Origin of the sequence: Massilia sp. 9096 (genome assembly GCF_000745265.1) — a bacterium.
In the GTDB taxonomy this organism is placed as follows: domain Bacteria; phylum Pseudomonadota; class Gammaproteobacteria; order Burkholderiales; family Burkholderiaceae_D; genus Telluria.
In genome coordinates this window covers 1,245,528-1,263,110 of sequence record NZ_JQNN01000001.1, presented here as the reverse complement: position 1 = coordinate 1,263,110, position 17,583 = coordinate 1,245,528, and the positions used below count along the sequence as shown (strand labels likewise).

Sequence of the window (17,583 nt, the reverse complement as noted above, 5' to 3'; positions counted from 1 at the left end):
GAGGAACCCATGCACGCCACGACGCGTCCGGCCGCGAATGCCTGCGCCGGCGACCGCAGCCACGACGACGGGGCGCTGGACGCCGGTCCGATCCGCCTGCTGCTGGACGGTTCGGTGCTCGATGCGGAGCTGCCGCAGCGCGTCGACCCGGCCACCGCGATCAGCGTGTTCTTCCTGGTCCAGAACAGCCTGAACGACATCGTGCGCCATGCGCGCATGCGCCAGGTGGTCGTCGACATCAACGGTGGGGCGCCGGCGCGGAACTGTAACTGGAACCGATCGTACGCGACGACGGCGTCGGCTTCGACCCGACGCGGCGCCACCCTGCCCCTGCATTCCCTGGAGACCCGCCATGCAAGTCATACTGGTCGATGACCACGCGCTGGTGCGCGCCGGCATCTGCAACCTGATCAACCAGATCGATCACTTCAACGTCGTCGGCGAAGCCAGCAATCTGCGCGACGCCATGGAACTGGTGCGCCAGTTCCGCCCCGAAGTGGTGGTGGCGGACATCACGCTCGGCGATGAAAGCGGACTCGACCTGCTCGGCGCGGTGCGCGCCGCCAGCCCGGCCACCCACGTCATCATCCTCAGCATGCACGCTTCCGAAGAGCTGGTGGCCGAGGCGCTGCGCCTGGGCGCGTCGGCCTACCTGCTGAAGGAATCGGCGCCGGGCGAACTCGAGATCGCGCTCAATGCCGTGGTGCGCGGCGACAGTTACCTCAGTCCGGCGGTGTCCAAGAAGATGATCGACCGCTTCGTGCGCAAGCCGGCTGTCGCCGAGAAGCCACTCGACATCCTGACGGCGCGCCAGCAACAGATCCTCACGATGATCGCCAGCCGCAAGTCGACTAAAGAAATTGCCTATGAGCTCGACTTAAGTGAAAAGACCATCGCCGCCCACCGCGCCCAGATCATGGAGCGTACCGGCGTGAGGGACGTGGTGGGCCTGGTGCTGTTCGCGGTCAAGCACGGCCTGATCAAGAAGCCGGACTGATCGCCGGCTCTACCTTGTTAAGTCTCAGGAAATTTCCTGGATTCTCTAAAACAACGACGCGCCACTGGTAGGCACAATCCTCTTGCCCAGGGACGTGCTGGTAACGACCCCAGCCTGCCAGGCTGCCGGTCGCGCGACGCGTATGATCCAGCTCGCTTAGGATTGTTAAAAAAGTGTGAAAGAGCCGAGCCATGACACCCGATGACATGCAGCATGACATGCAGGACGAGAAGTGGCAGTTCCTGCTTTCCTTTCTGAATGCCAGCAACTCGTCGGTGGTGATCGCCGACGCGCGTGCGCCCGACTACCCGATCGTCTTCGTCAACCCGACTTTCAAAAGGGTGACCGGCTACACGCCCGAGGAAGCGCTGGGCCGCAATTGCCGCTTCCTGCAGAACGACGACTGCGACCAGCCGGAGCGCGCCGCCGTCTCCCGCACGCTCGCAGACGGCGGCGCGATCCAGGTGCTGATGCGCAATTATCGCAAGAATGGCGAGATGTTCTGGAACAAGCTGCACCTTTTTCCGTTTCCCGACGCCGACGGCACGATCACGCATTACATCGGCGCCCAGCATGACGTGACGCGGGAGCGCTCGCTGGTGGCCACGCTGGAACAGGTGGCGGCCGAGCACGCGCAGCTGATCGAGCGGCTCGACTGCAAGCGCGACAAGCTGGCGCGCCTGTCGCTCGACCTGATCAATGCCCAGGAAGCCGAACGCAAGGCGGTGGCGCGCGAGCTGCACGACGAGCTCGGACAACGCCTGACGGCCCTGAACATGCTGCTGCACCGTTCCCTGCCCTACTTCCACGCCGGCGAGGCGCACGCGTGGTGGCGCCAGGCCGAGCGGGAGATCGGGGCGATGGTCGAACTTGTGCGCGACATGTCGGTGTCGCTGCGCCCGCCCGGCCTGGATTATTTCGGCCTCGAGCCGACGCTGCGCGAACTGCTGACGCGCCAATTCAGCCAGGGGCCGGCCTGGGTATTCGAGTACGCCGGCCTGCCGCGCCGGCTCGCACCCGAAATCGAGATCACGGTGTTTCGCATCGTCCAGGAAAGCGTCACCAACATCCAGCGCCACGCGCACGCGCGCCATGCCGTCGTCGAGGTCAACGGCGGGGCCGCCTGCACCGAACTCGAATTGATCGTGCGTGACGACGGCGCCGGCTTCGACCCCTCGCGCCAGGCGGAACTGGCGCATGCCGGGCGCGCCGGCCTGAGCGGCATGCGCGAGCGCGTCGGCCTGCTCGGCGGGGCCTTCGAGGTCGACAGCCGGCCGGGCGGCGGCACCCGCATCGTGGTCACGCTGCCGCTGGCGCCGCAGGCGCAGCAGGACCGGCATCAGCAGGATTAGCGCCGCCGGTGCGCCAGGCCATGCTCTCAAGCTCGTCCGAAATGACCTGCTGCGCGTGCTCGACCATGAATTCCTGAAACGACGCCGCCACCTTGGGTATCGCGCGCGCCTCCTTGTGCATCACGTGCCAGTGGCTTTCCACCTCGACTCCCGGCACCGCCAGCACCGACAGCATCCGGTTCCTGAGCTCGAGCGTGCAGGCGTGCACCGATAAAAAGGCCACGCCCAGGCCGGCCGCCGTCATCTGCTTGATCGCCTCGTTGCTCGACAGCTCGGACCCGATCGCCAGCGCCACGCCCTTCTCCTGGTAAACGCGCTCGATCGCCGCGCGCGTGCCCGAACCGCGCTCGCGCACCAGCAGGTTGGCGTCGGCGATGTCGGCCAGCGTCGGCGCCGGCAAGGCCAGCAGCGGGTGGCCGGGCGCCACGAAAAAAGCCATCGGATGGCGTGCGAAGCGGCTGGCGACGGTCGGAAATTCACGCGGCGGCGTGCCCATGATGGCCAGGTCGATCTCGTCGCGGCTGAGCATGCCGATCACCTCGGGACGCGAACCGACCTGCAGCCGGATGCGCACGTGCGGCCGCCCGGTGGTGAAGCGCACCAGCATCGGCGGCAGCAGGTAGTCGGCCGTCATCACCGCGCCGATGCGCAGCGTACCGCTGGTCACGCCCTTGAGCGCGGCGATTTCGTCGCCGGCTTCTTCCCACAGGCCGAGGATGCGCTCGGCGTAGCCCACCAGCAGCTCGCCGGCCGAGGTCAGCTGGATCGTGCGGCCCTGGCGGCGGGTGAGCGGCACGCCGGCGACTTCTTCCAGCAGCTTGAGGTGCAGCGAGACGGCGGGCTGGGTCACGTGCATCGCCTCGGCCGCGCGCGACACGCTCTGGTGGCGCGCGACGAGCACGAGCGCCTGGAGTTGCTTGAAACTGGCTGGATACATAAGCTTTACCTGATCGATTTCCGAATATTCTTTATTTTTATTTTAGCTCGCTCAGCCGTATAGTGGAAACATTGACGACAAGGTTTCACTAAAGGACATCATCATGACGGCACAAGCGCTCATCTTCGACTTATCCGCATTCCCGGGCATGCAAAGCGCCAGCGACGCCGGCGTGGACGCGGAGCGTTTGTTGAGCCAGGCGGTCGAACGCGGCCTGCCCTGCGCGCTGATCTCCGAACTGCCGTACGCCCAGGCCGAGCCGCAGCTGCGCCGGCGCTTCGGCGACACCGCCCACCACATCTTCTCGGTCGTGCTGACCGGCGCCGATTTCAAGACGCGCGGGCACAAGGCGCCCTACGCCGTGGTGCTGAACCAGCTCGGCGTGCCGCCCGACGAGGCGCTGGCCGTGACCGGCTCGGCGCATGCGATCGCCGCCGCCCGCACGGCGCGCATCGGCGTGCAGGGCAGCCGCCCGACGATCCGCCGCGCCGCGCCATCGAGCCGCGCCGCCGACGCACGCCACTGAGCCGCGCCACCGAGCCACGTCACACCGAATTCGACTACCAGGAGTACACCCATGCAATCCATCGTCATCGTCGGGGGCGGCGTCGCCGGCCTCGAACTCGCGACCCGGCTCGGGCGCACCCTCGGCCCACGCCACAAGGACCGCGTGGTCCTGATCGACACCGCGCCGACGCACTTCTGGAAGCCGCTGCTGCACGAAGTCGCCGCCGGCACCATCGATCCGGCCAGCCACACCATCGACTACGCACGCCAGGCGATCGACAACCACTTCACCTTCGTGTGCGGCGAAGTCGTGCAGGTCGACCGCGTCCAACGCACGCTGACCGTGCGCAGCCGCTTCGACGACATGGCCGACAGCCACACCGTCCTCGACTACGGCCGCCTGGTGCTGGCCTACGGCTCGGTGACCAACTTCTTCGGCATCCCGGGCGCCGAGCAGCACTGCATGGCGCTCGACAGCGTCGCCGGCGCCGAAGCCTTCCGCAAGCGCTTCCTGCAGCTGTGCGATGCGGCCGGACGCCGGCGCCAGGCGCAGCCCGAGGCCAACTCGGCGCTGGACATCGTCATCGTCGGCGCCGGCCCGACCGGCATCGAGCTGGCCGCCGACCTGCGCCAGACCGTCGACACGCTGGCCCACTACGGCCTGTCCGGCCTGGCGGCGCCGCAGCAGGTGCGCATCCGCATCGTCGAGCGCGGCTCGCAGGTGCTGCCGTCGCTGGACGCCGAGGCCTCGAACCTGGCGCGGCGCAAGCTGGAAGCGATGGGCATCGTGATCTGCACCGACACCGCGGTTGCCGAGGTGCGCGAGGACGCGGTCGCGACCGTCGACGGACGCGTGTTCCCGGCCGCGATCACGGTGTGGGCGGCCGGCGTCAAGGGGCCGGACTTCAGCACGCACCTGAACGTGCTGCTCAACCGCAGCAACCAGCTGCTGGTCGATGAGCATCTGCGCAGCGTGAGCGACCCCGAGATCCACGCGCTGGGCGACTGCTGCACGCTGCAGAACCCGGACAAGAGCGCGATCGCGCCGCCCAGCGCCCAGGCCGCACGCCAGCAGGCGATCTACCTGGCCAACCTGCTGACGCACGCGCAGCCGGACGCGCTGCCGGGCTTCAAGTACCGCGACTACGGCACGCTGGTGTCGCTCGGCCGCGGCGACGCCGTCGGCATCCTGCGCCGCGCGATCGGCAAGCACAACGTGCGCGTCAAGGGCACGTTCGCGCTGGCGATGTACGGCCTGACCTACCAGCGCCACGTGATGGGCCACCTCGGTCCGGTGCGCATGGCCGCCAACGTGCTGGCGCGCTGGTTCCGCTCCAAGATGATGATGCCGGTGCGCTGGCACTGAGCCGGCACCGCGTTGATCAGTCCGGGCGGCGCGCGAACCAGGTGGCCAGCGCCGATCCGGACAGGTTGTGCCACACGCTGAACAGCGCGCTCGGCACCGCCGCCAGCGGATTGAAGTGGGCGGCCGCGAGCGCCGCACCCAGTCCCGAATTCTGCATGCGGTCTCGAGCATCACCGCCTTGCGCTTGGCCAGGTTCATGCCGAACAGGCGCGCGAAGCCATAACCGAGCGCCAGGCCGAGCAGGTTGTGCAGCACCACCGCGCCCAGGATCAGCAAGCCGTTGGACAGGATCTTGGCCTGGTTCAGGCCGACGATGATGGCGATGATGAACACGATCGTGATCGTCGACACCAGCGGCAGCGCCTTGACGCTGGCCGCCGCCTGGCGCGCAAACAGGGTCTTGACGACGACGCCGAGCGCGATCGGCACGATCACCACCTGCACGATGTCGCGAAACAGCGATCCGGTATTGATGTCCATCCAGGTCCCGGCCAGCAGCGACACCAGCGCCGGCGTGGCCAGCGGCGCGATCAGGGTCGAGACCAGCGCGATCGACACCCCGAGCGCGACGTCCCCGCGCGCCAGGAAGGTCATCACGTTCGACGCGGTGCCGCTCGGGCAGCAGCCGACCAGGATCACGCCGACCGCGATGTCCGGCGGCAGGCGTAGCGCCAGCGCCAGCAGATACGCGATGCCGGGCATGATCAGGTAATGCCCGACCACGCCGACCAGCACGTCGCGCGGGCGGCGCAGCACTTCGCGAAAGTCGGCGGTCGACAGCGTCAGGCCCATGCCGAACATGACGATGCCGAGCAGCGGCGTGATCCAGGTCTTGTAGCCGACGAACAGCTGGGGCGCGAAAAAGCCGAAGCAGGCGAACAGCAGCACCCAGAAAGAAAACGTCTTGCCCACGAAGGCGCTGGCTTTTTCGACTGCATTCACGCGGCGATTCCCTTAATGAAATTCAAACTGCATTGTACGCGCGGGAACTTATCCAGGCCAAATCGACTCAACCATTGTCCACATACGCTGTTTTCCCGCTTGGTTGAACGATACGCACAGGGCATGGGCAGGAGATCGCATCGACGCAGGATCGCCGCCACCGCCGGCCATCACTCGCTGGCGGAGACGCTGCTGGCTGCGCTGCTGGCAGCGCTGCCATGGCCCGCGCCCGCCCATGCCGACTGGGCGCAGTCGCCCGATCCGCTGGTCGTGCGCGCCACCCCGGCCGACGGCGTGGCGCAGCGGCAGAACCCGCCCACTTTCACCTGGGCGCGGTATCCCGGCGGCGCCGCGCGCTACGACATCCGCATCCAGCCGCGCGACGGGCCGGCGTCCGGCGCGACGGCCGATCGCAACTGGTACCTGCCGACCCGCGCGCTGGCGCCGGGCAATTACACCTGGCGCGTGCGCGCGGCCGGCACGAACGACTGGTCGGACCCGCGTGCGTTCTCGATCGACGCCGGCTCGACCACCTTCGAGGTGCCGGACAATGCCACGCTGCGCGCGCGCATCCTCGCGCGCCCGCGCCCGCGCGCGCTGGCGCCGTCGTTCACGCCGTACGCCAGCTGGAGCCCGGCCAGGAAGCAGGACCTGGAACCCTACCTGAGCCGCCTGGCCAACGAAGTCAGGCTGCAGACCGGGACGCTGCCCGACCTGGCCGACGCACGCTGGCCGCTGCCGATCACCTCGCCGCTGACCGCCGCGATGGCGGCCCAGCAGAGCGAGATCGCGCACCGCATCGACGAGGCGTCGCGCCAGCTGGAAGCGGCGGCCATCCTGTGGCGCCTCAAGAAGGATACGGCGGCCCTGCAGGAAGCGTTCAAGCGCGGCGACCAGCTGGCGGCCCTGGATCCGCAGGGGCCGACCAGCTATGCCCACCAGGACCAGGCGACGCGCCAGATCGCGCTGGCGCTGGTCAAGGCCACCGACCTGCTGGCCGCCGACCTGGGCAGGCAGCGCAAGGTGCAGTGGCTGAATGTCGTGCGCGTGCGCGCCGGCGAGATGTTCGCCAACCTGACGCAAGATGGTGGCCGCCTCGACCAGCACCCCTTCGATTCGCACGGCGCCACGCTGCAGGGCTACCTGGCGCTGGTCTCGACGCTGGCGCTGGGCGACCTGCCCGAGGCGCAAAAATGGTTCGACTTCAGCTTGCGCGCCCATGCCGGCAAGCCGGAGCCGTGGTCGGGGCCGGAAGGCGGCTATGCCAACGGCACCGCCTACGCCGAGTACACGGCCGGCTACTTCATCGCATTGTGGGACCCGATCCTGCAGGCGACCGGCGTGAACATGTACCTCAAGCCGTGGACCGCCGGCTTTCTCGACTTCCTCATCGAGTTCGTGCCGCCGGGCGCGCCGGTGCACGCCTTCGGCGACGGGTCCGAGACCCGGCCCGACCTGCGCGTGCTGCGCGCGTTCGCCAGGCGCATGGCGTCGCCGCAGGCCGCCTGGTACGCGAGCCGGCTGGACGCGACCGAGGATGCGCTGGCGGTGCTGGAAGCGCCCTACCCGATGCCGGTGACGGCAACCCGGCGCGGGATCGCGCCGTCGAACTCGGCCTGGTTCCCGAGCATCGGCTGGGTGGCGGTCCACAGCGACATCGGCGCCAGCCAGGATACCGCGTTCTACTTCAAGTCCAGCCCCTACGGCTCGTTCAACCACAGCCACGGCGACCAGAACGGCCTGCTCCTGAACGTCGCCGGCCGGCCGCTGCTGGTCAAGGCCGGCTGGTACGACTGGTACGGCTCGCCGCTGTGGAGCGACTGGTACCGCCAGACCCGCGCGCAGAACGCGATCACCTTCGATGGCGGCAAGGGGCAGCGGATCGACGGCTACCGCGAGCAGCTCCAGCGCAACGGCCGCATCACCGCCTTCGCCGCCCGCCCCGGCTACGATTACGCCGAAGGCGACGCCACGCCGGCCTACGGCGGCCAGCTGACGCGGGCGCGGCGCCAGGTGGTCTATCTGCACCATGCCGGCGCGATCGTGGTGCGCGACACGCTGGCGGCGAAGGCGCCGCACACCTACGAATTCAACGTGCACGCACCGAGCGTGATGAAGCTCGAAAGCGGATCCAGCGTGAAGATCGCCGCCGGCGGCCAGGCCGTGTGCCTGCGCGACCTGAACGGCAATGCGCCGTTCGCCAGGTGGAGCGGGCCGCCACCCAAAAAGGGGGTGACCGAGGACCATGGCGCCTTTTACCTGAACAACGACGGCGCCGCCCCGGCCGAATTCATGGTGCTGCTCGACATCGGCTGCAAGCGTCCGCGCGCGCGCGTCGAGCGTACGCGAGGGCCGCCCACGGTAACGGTCGCCGGGCAGCGTTTCAGCTTCGACTGAGTGCGCGGCGCGTCGGTGCGCGGCCCCTGCGCCCCGCCCGCCTATAATGATGCCAATTCGATCACGCGAGGCTTCCATGAACAGTTTGCTGGTGTTCGACTACGAGACGACGGGCCTGGACACGAGCCGCGACCGTCCGATGCAGTTCGCCTGCCTGCGCACCGACCTCGACCTGAACGTGATCGGCGCGCCCACCACGCTGTACTGCCAGCCGGCGCCCGACCACCTGCCGGACCCGGACGCCTGCATCGTCACCGGCATCACGCCCCAGCTGTGCGAGGAAGTCGGCTTGCCCGAGCTGCAGTTCGTCGAGGACGTACACCGCCAGCTCAGCCTTCCCGGCACGATCGCCTTCGGCTACAACTCGATCGCCTTCGACGACGAGATCACCCGCTTCATGTTGTGGCGTAACCTGATCGATCCCTATGCGCGCGAATGGAAGGATGGCTGCGGGCGCTGGGACCTCATCTCCCTGGTGCGCGCCGTGCACGCGCTGCGCCCCGAGACGCTGGAGTGGCCGCGCGACGAGGCGGGCAAAGTCTCGTTCAAGCTCGAGCGCATCAGCAGCGCCAACGGCCTGCTGCACGAATCGGCGCACGACGCGCTGTCCGACGTGCTTGCCACGATCGCGCTGGCGCGCCTGATCCGCGAACGCCAGCCGCAACTGTTCGCGCATTGCTTCGCCATGCACGACAAGGCGCTGGCGCTGCAGGAAATGCTGCCGGCGGACCCGGCGCAGCCGGCGCCCTTCATCCACGTCGGCCGCGGCGCGCCGGCGACGGCGGGCGTGCGCATCATGCTGGCGGTGGCCATGCACCCGACCAACCGCAACGAGGTGATCGCCTGGGACCTGAGCGAGGACCCGCGCCAGCTGCTCGACATCGATGCCGAAACGCTGCGCCGGCGCCTGTTCACCGAGCAGGAGGCGCGCCCCGAGAGGTTCCGGCCGATGCCGCTGCACTGCGTCGCCGCGAACCGCTCGCCGGCCGTGTTCAAGGACCTGGGCCTGCTCTCGCGCGGGCGCGCCGCCGAACTGGGCGTCGACGTCGGCGCGGCGCTGGCCAACCTGGCCGACCTGCGCGAAGTGCTCGAAGCGGTCGAGCTGCCCTTGCTGCTGCAGGTCGCGTTTGCGCGCGAGCCCGTCGAGCGCGACCCGGAGGAGGCGCTGTACGCCGGCTTCGTCGGCGCCGACCGGCGCCTGCTCGACCAGCTGCGTACGCTCGATGCGGATGGCCTGGCCGCGGTCAAGCCGGGCTTTACCGACCCATGACTGGACGACCTGTTCCTGCGCTACAAGGCGCGCCACTTCCCGCGCACGCTGTCCGCGCGCGAGCAGGACAAGTGGGAAGAACACCGCTTCGACAAGCTCATCACCGGCATCCCCGGCAGCCGCACGGTGGCAAGCGTGCGCGCCACCATCGCCGGGTGCCGGCGCAAGCTGGCCGCCGCCACCGAGCCGGTCGATCCGGCCAAATTCCGCATCCTCGACGACGTGCTGGCGCACACCAACCGCCTGGCCGCCGAGATCGATCCGTTCGGGTCGGTGGCGCCGGTCGAACCGCCTGAGCCGCTTGCCGTCGAGGCGACAAGCGCCGAACCGCCATCCACCCCGCTGCCCACGGCGGCGCCGGTGCAGCCCGACCTGTTCGGCGGCGCCGACGCCGCGCCGGCTGCGCGCCGTGTGCGTGCGGGGCGCAGGTAGGGCGACCGATTCCGCCGGGCGGACCGGTTCCGGACGCTGTTGCCGCATTCGAGGTTCGGCACACGGGTTGGACGGACGCTCTGGCAGGACGACGTCGGGTGACGCGTTGTGCTGCCGGCCGTGTCTCCATGGGTTCCGGCGTCACCGTTTTGATCGCCAGTGGTAATGTTGCCGTACTGCACGTTTTTAGCGGATGCAGTACAATGCCGCCGTGCGGTCGACCCCGACCTCACGCGTGCTCCAGATCCGTAATGCCTAAGCAAAGCTCCGCCGACAATCCAAACACAAGCTTCAACTACATGGTGCTCGTCGACCTCATCGTGGTGGCGGGCATCCTGATCGTAGCGACCCGGCCTGATGGGCTGGCGATCACGATCAGCGCGGCCATCGTCGCCACCGCAGCGGCTGTTTACCGATGCATGATGGGGGTGAAATCGCTTCTGACGCCGAAATCCCCTGCTCCGAAGCGCAGCAACTCGCCGGATCGCGAATTCAAACCGCCCAAGCCGGCGATCGCCCCCACCCGCAGCGCCGCAAGCGACAAGGGCAAGTCGTGGCTGCGCGACTCCGATTAGTCGGCAGGGTCTTCGCATCGTCGCAAAACGTCGTGTAGACCGCGCCGCTGCGGCGCCATGGCGCTCAGGACGCAGGGCATGTCGAAGACGGCGCCTGCGAGCGACGGATCAGATCAGCGGGATGGCGTCCTGCTTCAGGTACCACTTCAGTGCACGAACGACCATCGCATGATCGTCCACGCCTTCCAGGCCCGACACCGTGATGGTGCCGATCTGCCCCGTGCCCTTCAGGATGATCGGGAACGAGCCGCCGTGGGCGGCAAAGTCCTTCGTGTCGAAGGTCGGCAGGTTGTTGAAGTCCTGGCCGTTGTCGATGGCCTGGACGTGTGTGAAGAACGATGCGTGGCCGGTACGGTTGACCAGGTTGCTCTTGCGGCGGATCCAGTCGCCGTTGTTCGGGCTGGTGCCGGTCATCGCGTGGAAGAACCAGGGGTTGCGGTTGACGGTGACGTCCACCGTGACCGCGACCTTGTCCGCCTTCGCCTGCTCGATGATGTGGTTGCCGATCGCAAGCGCGGTGTCGTTGTCGAACGACGTGAACTGCAGCGCCTGTTCCTGGCGCTTGATGACGTCGATGGCGGGGTAATTTTCCTTCTTGCTCATGGCGCTTCCTGACTTGATGGCGGGCGCCGTTGCGCCTGCGGGGTTGGTGGTGAGGGCGGCCACGATCAAGGCGGCGCAGAGAGTTCGGACGGGTGTGACAGCCATGGCGATGCGCGCTCCTCCGGTCGTTGTTATCTGACAAGTATAGCGCTGATTGATCGCTCGACTGCGCCAACCCTTTCCCGAACGTGGCGCGATCCGTCAGCCGTATTGTGGCTCGCTGTTTTGCTCATCTAGCTGCCCGGACGGCCCAGCCCCGCGCTCGCCGCATACACGCCGGCCAGCGTGTCGACCAAGGCCGTCGGCTCGAAGCGCCCGGCATAGCGGCCACCGGCCAGCAGCTGGTAGCGGATGAACAGCCGTCCCTCGTCGTCGGCCGCCAGCAGGTAGTGGTCGGCCAGCCATTCCGGCGCCGGCGGCGGCGCCATGCCGATCCTCTCCATGAAGTTGCGTAACGCCGGGGTCGCGCGCACGCGCAGCGCGAACGCCTTCGCGCGCACGCGTGCATTGGCGGCATCCAGGCCGGCGCGCGCGAGCGCCTGCGCGCGCAAGGCGTCGCCTGGCCGCAGCGTCAACTCGTCCTCGGCGTGCGCCGGCAGGCCGGTCGCGTAGCGCACCGTGCCGGGACCCGCATCTTCGGGCAGGCGTAAGCCGTCGAGCAGCGCCGCCACCTCCTCGGGCTCCAGCGTGTCGCGATAGCGCGGATCGAGGGCATGGATACCGACCTCGTCGCCGTCGGCGCGGCAGCGCTCGAGCAGCGCCGCGTAGGCCGGGTCGGCCTCGAGCGCCGGGCTGGGGAAACGCAGCTCGCGCTCGATGCGCGTGCCGTCGTATTCCGGCACACGCGCGCTGCGGAATTCTTCGCGCGTCGACGCGGGCGTCGGCCAGCGCTTGTGGTGCGCCGCGAACAGCGTGCACAGGCCGACGTAGTAGGCCAGGTCGTGCGTCAGCGCCTGCGCCGCCCCGGCCTGGGCGAACGGCAGATCGAGCTGGGAGGTCGACGCCGGCGTACGGCTGGATCGGCGTTTCATGGCGCTGCGACCCCAATAGCGCTCGCGTCAGTCGCCGCGGGCAGCAGCGCCTCGGTCAGCATGTCGAACAGCGTGCGCGCAGCCGGCGCCATGCTGTGGTCGCGCTTGCTGATCAAGCCGAGCGTGCGCTTGATCTCGGGGTTGGCCAGCGGCACGCCGACGATGCCGTCCGGACGCCCCGGCAGTACGGACAGGCCGGGCACGGCCGCCACGCCGAGGCCGGCTTCGACCAGCGCCAAAACGCCGGCGACGTGGTTCACCTCGCACAGGATCACCGGGTGCTTTTCCACGCCCGCGAGCGCGGCGTCGATCACGCTGCGGTTGCCGCTCGATTTGGCGACCGAGATGTAGCGCTCGTCGACGGTGTCCTTCCAGTTCAACACGGCGCGCCCGGCCAGCGGATGGTCGCGCCGCATCGCCAGCACGTAGTTTTCGACGTGGATCGGCGCGAACACGATCTCCGGATTTTCCGCCCCGGCGAAGTTGATGCCGAAGTCCGCCTCACCGCTCAGGACCAGGTTCAGCACGTCCTGGGCGCTTTCGTCGTGCACGCGCACGCGGATGCGCGGGTAGCGCTCGCTGAAGCGCTTGAGCACCTCCGGCAGGAAATGCCACACCGCCGACGGCACGCATGCGCAGGTGACGGTGCCGGTGCGGTGCGCGGCCAGGTCGGCGATGCCCAGCACCGCGTCTTCCAGCCCGCCGAGCGCGGTGCGCACGTTGACCAGGAAGGTCTCGCCGACGTTGGTCAGCTGCACGCGCCGCGTGGTGCGCTCGAACAGCTTGACGCCCAGGCTTTCCTCGAGCTTGTCGATGCGCCGGCTGAGTGCCGACTGCGACAGGAACAGGTCGGCCGCCGCCTGGCGGAAGCTGGCCCGTTCCGCCACCGCGACGAAAGCCTGCAGATCGAGGATGTCGTAATTGATGCGCATGACACAAGAATACGCCAGAAAATTGCAATTATCAAATCACTCGAACTGGCGGATCATGCGTCCATAACAGACCGGTCCCGCAAAGAGGGCCGTCGACCGACAAAAAACCGGAGACAATATGCGTCACCCATGTATGGTAATGGGTTTGCTCGTCGCGAACGGATCCTGTATCGCCCAGACCAGCGTCACCCCTTACGGCATCCTCGACATCGGGGTGCGCCCGCTGTGGGGCATGAGCGCCAACAATGCACCCGTGCCATCGAGTTACTCGACCTCGCTCGCCAGTGGCGTCGACCAGACCAGCGTCTGGGGCATCAAGGCGCAGGAGTCGCTCGGCGGCGGCTGGAAAGCGCTGGTCCGGCTGGAGGGCGGCGTCAACGGCGACACCGGCACCTCGGCCAAGAGCGACCGCCTGTTCGACCGCCACGCCTGGATCGCCCTCGGGTCGCCCTACGGCACGGTGGCGCTCGGGCGCCAGCCCAACCTGATCTCCGACCAGCTGATGCTCGTCGATCCGCTCGGCAAGCGCTTCGCCAGCTTCAACCCGGACATCAACATCGCGGGCCTGAGCAACACGAAGTTCGGCGCGCATTCGTTCGGCACCCAGTACGGACCGAGCGGCTACGCCGACAATTTCTACCGCCTCGACAACACGATCAAGTATAGCGCCGACGTCGGCCCCTGGCAGGCGCGCGCCGCCTACTCGGCCGGCGAGGTCGCGGGCAATGCGTCGGCCATGTCGAGCCACGGCGTGGCGCTGGCCTACCAGCAGGACGCATGGGCGGTCTCGGGGGCGACCATGCAGCTGCGCAGCCGCGAGGACCTGGCCCTGGACGCCTGGAGCCTGGGCGCGGCGCTCAAGCTGGCCAGCTGGCAGTTCAAGACCAACTTCGCGCGCAACCATGCCGACACCGGCATCGCCAAGACGGTCAGCCAGCGCGTGTCATCGGTCGGCGTGAGCCGTGCGATCGGCCACGGCCTGCTGGTCACGGCGGCCTGGTACGGCGTGCGGCGCGCAGCGACCGGCTGGCGCGACGACGGCTTCAACCGCGCCTTCCTGTACGTCGAAAAGACGCTCGGGCCGCGCACCACCGCCTACCTCGAAGCCGACACCACCACCTGGCTGGCCGACGCCGCCGGGCAAACCGCGGGCCAGCCCAACGACCGCCACGGCAGCGGCCTGACGCTCGGCCTGAAACAAAAATTCTGACGGAGACAAGATCGATCATGCGAGCACATCACCTCAAGCACTTCACCTTCGCGGCACTGGCCGCGCTGGCCCTGGCCGGCGGCAGCGCCGCCCAGGCCGCCGACCTGCACGTGGTCAGCTCGGGCGGCTTCGCCCAGGCCTACAAGGACCTGGCCGGCCCGTTCGAGCGCGCCAGCGGCGACCACCTGGTGTCCGAATGGGGCCCGTCGATGGGCGCGACCAAGAATGCGATTCCCGCACGCCTGGCGCGCGGCGAGCCGATCGACGTCGTGATCATGGTCGGCGACGCGCTCGACAAGCTGATGGCCGAGGGCAAGCTGGAAGCCGGCAGCAAGGTCGTCCTGGCCAACTCGCCGATCGCCTGCGCGGTACGCCACGGCGCCCCCCACCCCGACATCAGCAGCGTCGCCGGTCTGCGTGCGGCCTTCCTGCACGCCTCGCACGTCGCCTACTCGGACAGCGCCAGCGGGGAATACATCAAGCGCCAGCTGATAGACAAGCTCGGCATCCGCCAGCAGATGGAAGGCAAGGCCGCGCAGATCCCGGCCACGCCGGTCGGCGAAATCGTCGCCCACGGCGACGCCGATTTCGGCTGCCAGCAGCGCAGCGAACTGGCGCCGGTCAAGGGCATCGACATCGTCGGCCTGCTGCCGGACGAGGTGCAGATGAAGACCGAGTTTTCCGGCGCGATCGTGCGCGGCGCGCCGCATCCGGACGCCGGACGCGCGCTGCTGCGCTTCCTGAGCGCGCCGGCCAATGCACCCGTCGTCGCCGCGTCCGGCCTGGAACCGGCCGCGCCCGCACGCTGATCCACGTCACAGGAGCTCACCATGTCGATTCAATCCGCAGCGAAATTGAAACCCGCCGAGCGCGCGGCGCCGGGCGTATCGGACGCGAACCCGCAGCCGGCGCGCCGCCACTCGAAGCTGTCGACCGTCATCCGCGTGACGAGCGGGAACTTCATCGAGATGTACGACTTCTTCCTGTTCGGGTTCTACGCGACGCACATCGCCGCCGCGTTCTTCCCGGCCACGAGCGAATACGCCGGATTGATGATGACCTTCGCGACCTTCGGCGCCGGCTTCTTCATGCGGCCGCTGGGCGCGATCTTCCTGGGCAGCTACATCGACCGCATCGGCCGCCGCAAGGGGCTGGTGCTGACGCTGGCGATCATGGCCTCGGGCACCGCGCTGATCGCCTTCGTGCCGGGTTACGCGACCATCGGCCTGATGGCGCCGCTGCTGGTGCTGCTGGGGCGCCTGCTGCAGGGCTTTTCGGCCGGCGTCGAACTGGGCGGCGTGTCGGTCTACCTGTCCGAGATGGCCACGCCCGGCAACAAGGGCTTTTACGTCAGCTGGCAGTCGGCCAGCCAGCAGCTCGCGGTGATCTGCTCGGCCGCCCTGGGCTATGCGCTGAACCAGACCATGGCGAAGGACGTCATCGCCGACTGGGGCTGGAGGATTCCGTTCTTCATCGGCTGCTCGATCATCCCGGTGGTGTTCTACATCCGCAAGTCGCTGCAGGAAACCGAAGCCTACCTGGCGCAAAAGACCCGCCCGACCTTCGGCCAGATGATGCGCACGATCGGCGCCAACTGGGCGCTGGTCACGGCCGGCACCATGCTGGTGGTGCTGACCACGGTCGCGTTCTACCTGATCACCGTATACACGCCGACCTTCGGCAAGAGCGTGCTGAAACTGACGACCGAGGAAAGCCTGCTGGTCACGCTGTGCGTCGGCCTGTCGAACTTCATCTGGCTGCCGGTCATGGGCGCGGTGTCGGACCGCATCGGGCGCTGGCCGGTGATGGCGGTGTGCGCCGCGCTGACCGCCATCACCGCCTACCCGGCATTGTCCTGGCTGATCGCCAACCCGAGCTTCGGCCACATGGTCATGATCGAACTGTGGCTGTCCTTCCTGTACGGCAGCTACAACGGCGCCACCATCGTCGCCCTCACCGAGATCATCCCGGTCCAGATCCGCACCACCGGCTTTTCGCTGGCCTACAGCTTGGCCACGGCGCTGTTCGGCGGCATGACGCCGCTGCTGTCGACCTGGCTGATCGAAACCACCGGCGACAAGGCGGCGCCCGGTTACTGGATGGCCGGCGCCGGCGTGGTCAGCCTGCTCGCCACCTTCCTGATCTACCGCGGCATCGTCAGGGAGCACAAGGCCGCCTGAGCGCGGGCATGAGCATGCGGCCGGCCGCTGCGGGTATCATGGGGGCCGACACGTTTCGAGGACAGAGCCCATGCCGACTTCCGCCCCAGCCGCGCGCAACTGGTTCGACCAGGGCGGCAGCGCCTACGCCCGCTTCCGGCCCGAATACCCGCCCGCGCTGGCGGCCCGCCTTGCCGAGCTGGCGCCGGACCGGCGCCTGGCCGTCGACGTCGGCTGCGGCAACGGCCAGCTGACGCGCCTGCTGGCGCCCTGCTTCGAGCACGTGGTCGGCATCGACCCCAGCGCCGACCAGATCGCCAACGCCTTCGTCGACCAGCGCATCGACGACCGGATCGACTACCGCCAGGCGTCCGCCGAGCATATCTCGCTGGCCGACGCCGGCGCCAGCCTGGTCACGGCGGCGCAGGCCGCGCACTGGTTCGATCTGCCGGCCTTTTATCGCGAAGCGCGCCGCATCGCCATGCCCGGCGCCGTGCTGGCGCTGGTCAGCTACGGCGTGCTCGAACTGGAGAACCCGCTGGCCGAGCGCTTCGGGCGTTTCTACCGCGACGAGATCGGCCCCTACTGGCCGCCCGAACGGCAACTCGTCGACAGCGGCTACGCGACCATCGACTTTCCCTTCCCCGAACTGGCCGCGGCGCCGCTGGAACTGCGCTGCGCCTGGTCGCTGCCGCAGTTCCTCGGCTACCTGAGCACCTGGTCGGCGCTGCGCAACGCCAGGGAAGCCGGCCGCGAGGCGCTGCTGGCCGACTTCGCTGGCGAGCTGGCGACGGCCTGGGGTGACCCGGCGGTCGAGCGCACGGTGCGCTGGCCGATCCACATGCGCATCGGCCGGCTGTAGCCCGGCTGCGA

At 68.5% G+C, this 17,583-nt stretch carries 15 protein-coding genes and 2 pseudogenes; 12 read left to right on the top strand and 5 right to left on the bottom strand.

The window, feature by feature from the left end:
- The first annotated feature begins 9 nt into the window (after positions 1–9).
- The 3 genes from FA90_RS26880 (at position 10) to FA90_RS24815 (ending at position 2,349) form a co-directional block, all read left to right on the top strand.
- Complete coding sequence (locus tag FA90_RS26880) at positions 10–375, top strand: hypothetical protein (RefSeq protein ID WP_036166767.1); 366 nt, start codon at positions 10–12, stop codon at positions 373–375.
- On the top strand, positions 353–997 hold the full coding sequence (locus tag FA90_RS05530; RefSeq protein ID WP_036166765.1) for a response regulator transcription factor: 645 nt from the start codon (positions 353–355) through the stop codon (positions 995–997). Before FA90_RS26880 ends, FA90_RS05530 begins: the two co-directional genes overlap by 23 nt.
- 191 nt (positions 998–1,188) lie before the next feature.
- Positions 1,189–2,349, top strand: coding sequence for a sensor histidine kinase (locus FA90_RS24815; protein ID WP_081933670.1), 1,161 nt, complete (start codon positions 1,189–1,191; stop codon positions 2,347–2,349).
- On the opposite strand, the gene FA90_RS05520 is transcribed toward FA90_RS24815, so the two are convergent.
- Positions 2,297–3,286, bottom strand: coding sequence for a LysR family transcriptional regulator (locus FA90_RS05520; RefSeq protein ID WP_081933669.1), 990 nt, complete (start codon positions 3,284–3,286; stop codon positions 2,297–2,299). The genes FA90_RS24815 and FA90_RS05520 overlap by 53 nt on opposite strands.
- Before the next feature lie 103 nt (positions 3,287–3,389).
- Here FA90_RS05520 and FA90_RS05515 point away from each other — a divergent pair, with 103 nt between their 5' ends.
- Positions 3,390–3,812 carry a hypothetical protein gene (locus tag FA90_RS05515; protein ID WP_036166762.1) on the top strand — a complete coding sequence of 141 codons (423 nt, stop codon included), beginning with the start codon at positions 3,390–3,392 and terminating at the stop codon, positions 3,810–3,812.
- A 51-nt stretch (positions 3,813–3,863) separates the two neighbouring features.
- Positions 3,864–5,159, top strand: a complete 1,296-nt coding sequence (locus FA90_RS05510; RefSeq protein ID WP_036166759.1) for an NAD(P)/FAD-dependent oxidoreductase — start codon at positions 3,864–3,866, stop codon at positions 5,157–5,159.
- A 16-nt stretch (positions 5,160–5,175) separates the two neighbouring features.
- On the opposite strand, the pseudogene FA90_RS05505 reads toward FA90_RS05510, so the two are convergent.
- A pseudogene (locus FA90_RS05505) lies at positions 5,176–6,101 on the bottom strand (bile acid:sodium symporter family protein).
- Positions 6,102–6,224: 123 nt separating this feature from the next.
- Here FA90_RS05505 and FA90_RS05500 point away from each other — a divergent pair.
- The 3 genes and pseudogenes from FA90_RS05500 to FA90_RS05490 all read left to right on the top strand — a co-directional run bounded on the left by FA90_RS05500 (position 6,225) and on the right by FA90_RS05490 (position 10,775).
- The gene (locus FA90_RS05500; RefSeq protein WP_081933668.1) at positions 6,225–8,498 is read left to right on the top strand and encodes a heparinase II/III family protein; all 2,274 of its coding nucleotides are present in this window, start codon (positions 6,225–6,227) and stop codon (positions 8,496–8,498) included.
- Positions 8,499–8,544: 46 nt separating this feature from the next.
- A pseudogene (gene sbcB, locus FA90_RS05495) lies at positions 8,545–10,200 on the top strand (exodeoxyribonuclease I).
- 251 nt (positions 10,201–10,451) lie between these two features.
- Positions 10,452–10,775 (top strand): hypothetical protein, encoded by a 324-nt coding sequence (locus FA90_RS05490; RefSeq protein WP_156116598.1) that lies wholly within the window; start codon positions 10,452–10,454, stop codon positions 10,773–10,775.
- Between the two features lie 108 nt (positions 10,776–10,883).
- On the opposite strand, the gene FA90_RS05485 is transcribed toward FA90_RS05490, so the two are convergent.
- The 3 genes from FA90_RS05485 to FA90_RS05475 all read right to left on the bottom strand — a co-directional run bounded on the left by FA90_RS05485 (position 10,884) and on the right by FA90_RS05475 (position 13,341).
- Positions 10,884–11,378: a heme-degrading domain-containing protein gene (locus tag FA90_RS05485; RefSeq protein ID WP_036166753.1), complete on the bottom strand. Its 495-nt coding sequence runs from the start codon at positions 11,376–11,378 to the stop codon at positions 10,884–10,886.
- Between the two features lie 233 nt (positions 11,379–11,611).
- A complete protein-coding gene (locus tag FA90_RS05480) occupies positions 11,612–12,409 on the bottom strand; it encodes a hypothetical protein (protein WP_036166751.1) in 798 nt (265 codons plus the stop codon).
- Complete coding sequence (locus FA90_RS05475) at positions 12,406–13,341, bottom strand: LysR family transcriptional regulator (RefSeq protein ID WP_051971455.1); 936 nt, start codon at positions 13,339–13,341, stop codon at positions 12,406–12,408. The genes FA90_RS05480 and FA90_RS05475 overlap by 4 nt, the downstream gene beginning before the upstream one ends.
- Before the next feature lie 139 nt (positions 13,342–13,480).
- Between FA90_RS05475 and FA90_RS05470 the strand changes: the two genes are divergently transcribed.
- From FA90_RS05470 to FA90_RS05455, 4 genes are all read left to right on the top strand, one after another.
- The gene (locus FA90_RS05470; protein ID WP_051971454.1) at positions 13,481–14,551 is read left to right on the top strand and encodes a porin; all 1,071 of its coding nucleotides are present in this window, start codon (positions 13,481–13,483) and stop codon (positions 14,549–14,551) included.
- 17 nt (positions 14,552–14,568) lie between these two features.
- Positions 14,569–15,360 carry a substrate-binding domain-containing protein gene (locus FA90_RS05465; RefSeq protein ID WP_051971453.1) on the top strand — a complete coding sequence of 264 codons (792 nt, stop codon included), beginning with the start codon at positions 14,569–14,571 and terminating at the stop codon, positions 15,358–15,360.
- A gap of 21 nt (positions 15,361–15,381) precedes the next feature.
- A complete protein-coding gene (locus FA90_RS05460; RefSeq protein WP_156116597.1) occupies positions 15,382–16,731 on the top strand; it encodes an MFS transporter in 1,350 nt (449 codons plus the stop codon).
- Positions 16,732–16,801: 70 nt separating this feature from the next.
- Positions 16,802–17,572, top strand: a complete 771-nt coding sequence (locus FA90_RS05455) for a class I SAM-dependent methyltransferase (protein ID WP_036166745.1) — start codon at positions 16,802–16,804, stop codon at positions 17,570–17,572.
- The last annotated feature ends 11 nt before the right edge of the window (positions 17,573–17,583 follow it).

What these genes read in the sequence shown, in the direction of transcription:
- FA90_RS05490 (WP_156116598.1), top strand. Translation starts at nt 10,452, where the DNA reads ATGCCTAAGCAAAGCTCCGCCGACAATCCAAACACAAGCTTCAACTAC.
- FA90_RS05510 (WP_036166759.1), top strand. Translation starts at nt 3,864, where the DNA reads ATGCAATCCATCGTCATCGTCGGGGGCGGCGTCGCCGGCCTCGAACTC.
- FA90_RS05485 (WP_036166753.1), bottom strand. Translation starts at nt 11,378, where the DNA reads ATGAGCAAGAAGGAAAATTACCCCGCCATCGACGTCATCAAGCGCCAG.
- FA90_RS24815 (WP_081933670.1), top strand. Translation starts at nt 1,189, where the DNA reads ATGACACCCGATGACATGCAGCATGACATGCAGGACGAGAAGTGGCAG.
- FA90_RS05480 (WP_036166751.1), bottom strand. Translation starts at nt 12,409, where the DNA reads ATGAAACGCCGATCCAGCCGTACGCCGGCGTCGACCTCCCAGCTCGAT.
- FA90_RS05470 (WP_051971454.1), top strand. Translation starts at nt 13,481, where the DNA reads ATGGGTTTGCTCGTCGCGAACGGATCCTGTATCGCCCAGACCAGCGTC.
- FA90_RS05500 (WP_081933668.1), top strand. Translation starts at nt 6,225, where the DNA reads ATGGGCAGGAGATCGCATCGACGCAGGATCGCCGCCACCGCCGGCCAT.
- FA90_RS05520 (WP_081933669.1), bottom strand. Translation starts at nt 3,286, where the DNA reads ATGTATCCAGCCAGTTTCAAGCAACTCCAGGCGCTCGTGCTCGTCGCG.
- FA90_RS05455 (WP_036166745.1), top strand. Translation starts at nt 16,802, where the DNA reads ATGCCGACTTCCGCCCCAGCCGCGCGCAACTGGTTCGACCAGGGCGGC.
- FA90_RS05465 (WP_051971453.1), top strand. Translation starts at nt 14,569, where the DNA reads ATGCGAGCACATCACCTCAAGCACTTCACCTTCGCGGCACTGGCCGCG.
- FA90_RS05530 (WP_036166765.1), top strand. Translation starts at nt 353, where the DNA reads ATGCAAGTCATACTGGTCGATGACCACGCGCTGGTGCGCGCCGGCATC.
- FA90_RS05460 (WP_156116597.1), top strand. Translation starts at nt 15,382, where the DNA reads ATGTCGATTCAATCCGCAGCGAAATTGAAACCCGCCGAGCGCGCGGCG.
- FA90_RS26880 (WP_036166767.1), top strand. Translation starts at nt 10, where the DNA reads ATGCACGCCACGACGCGTCCGGCCGCGAATGCCTGCGCCGGCGACCGC.
- FA90_RS05475 (WP_051971455.1), bottom strand. Translation starts at nt 13,341, where the DNA reads ATGCGCATCAATTACGACATCCTCGATCTGCAGGCTTTCGTCGCGGTG.
- FA90_RS05515 (WP_036166762.1), top strand. Translation starts at nt 3,390, where the DNA reads ATGACGGCACAAGCGCTCATCTTCGACTTATCCGCATTCCCGGGCATG.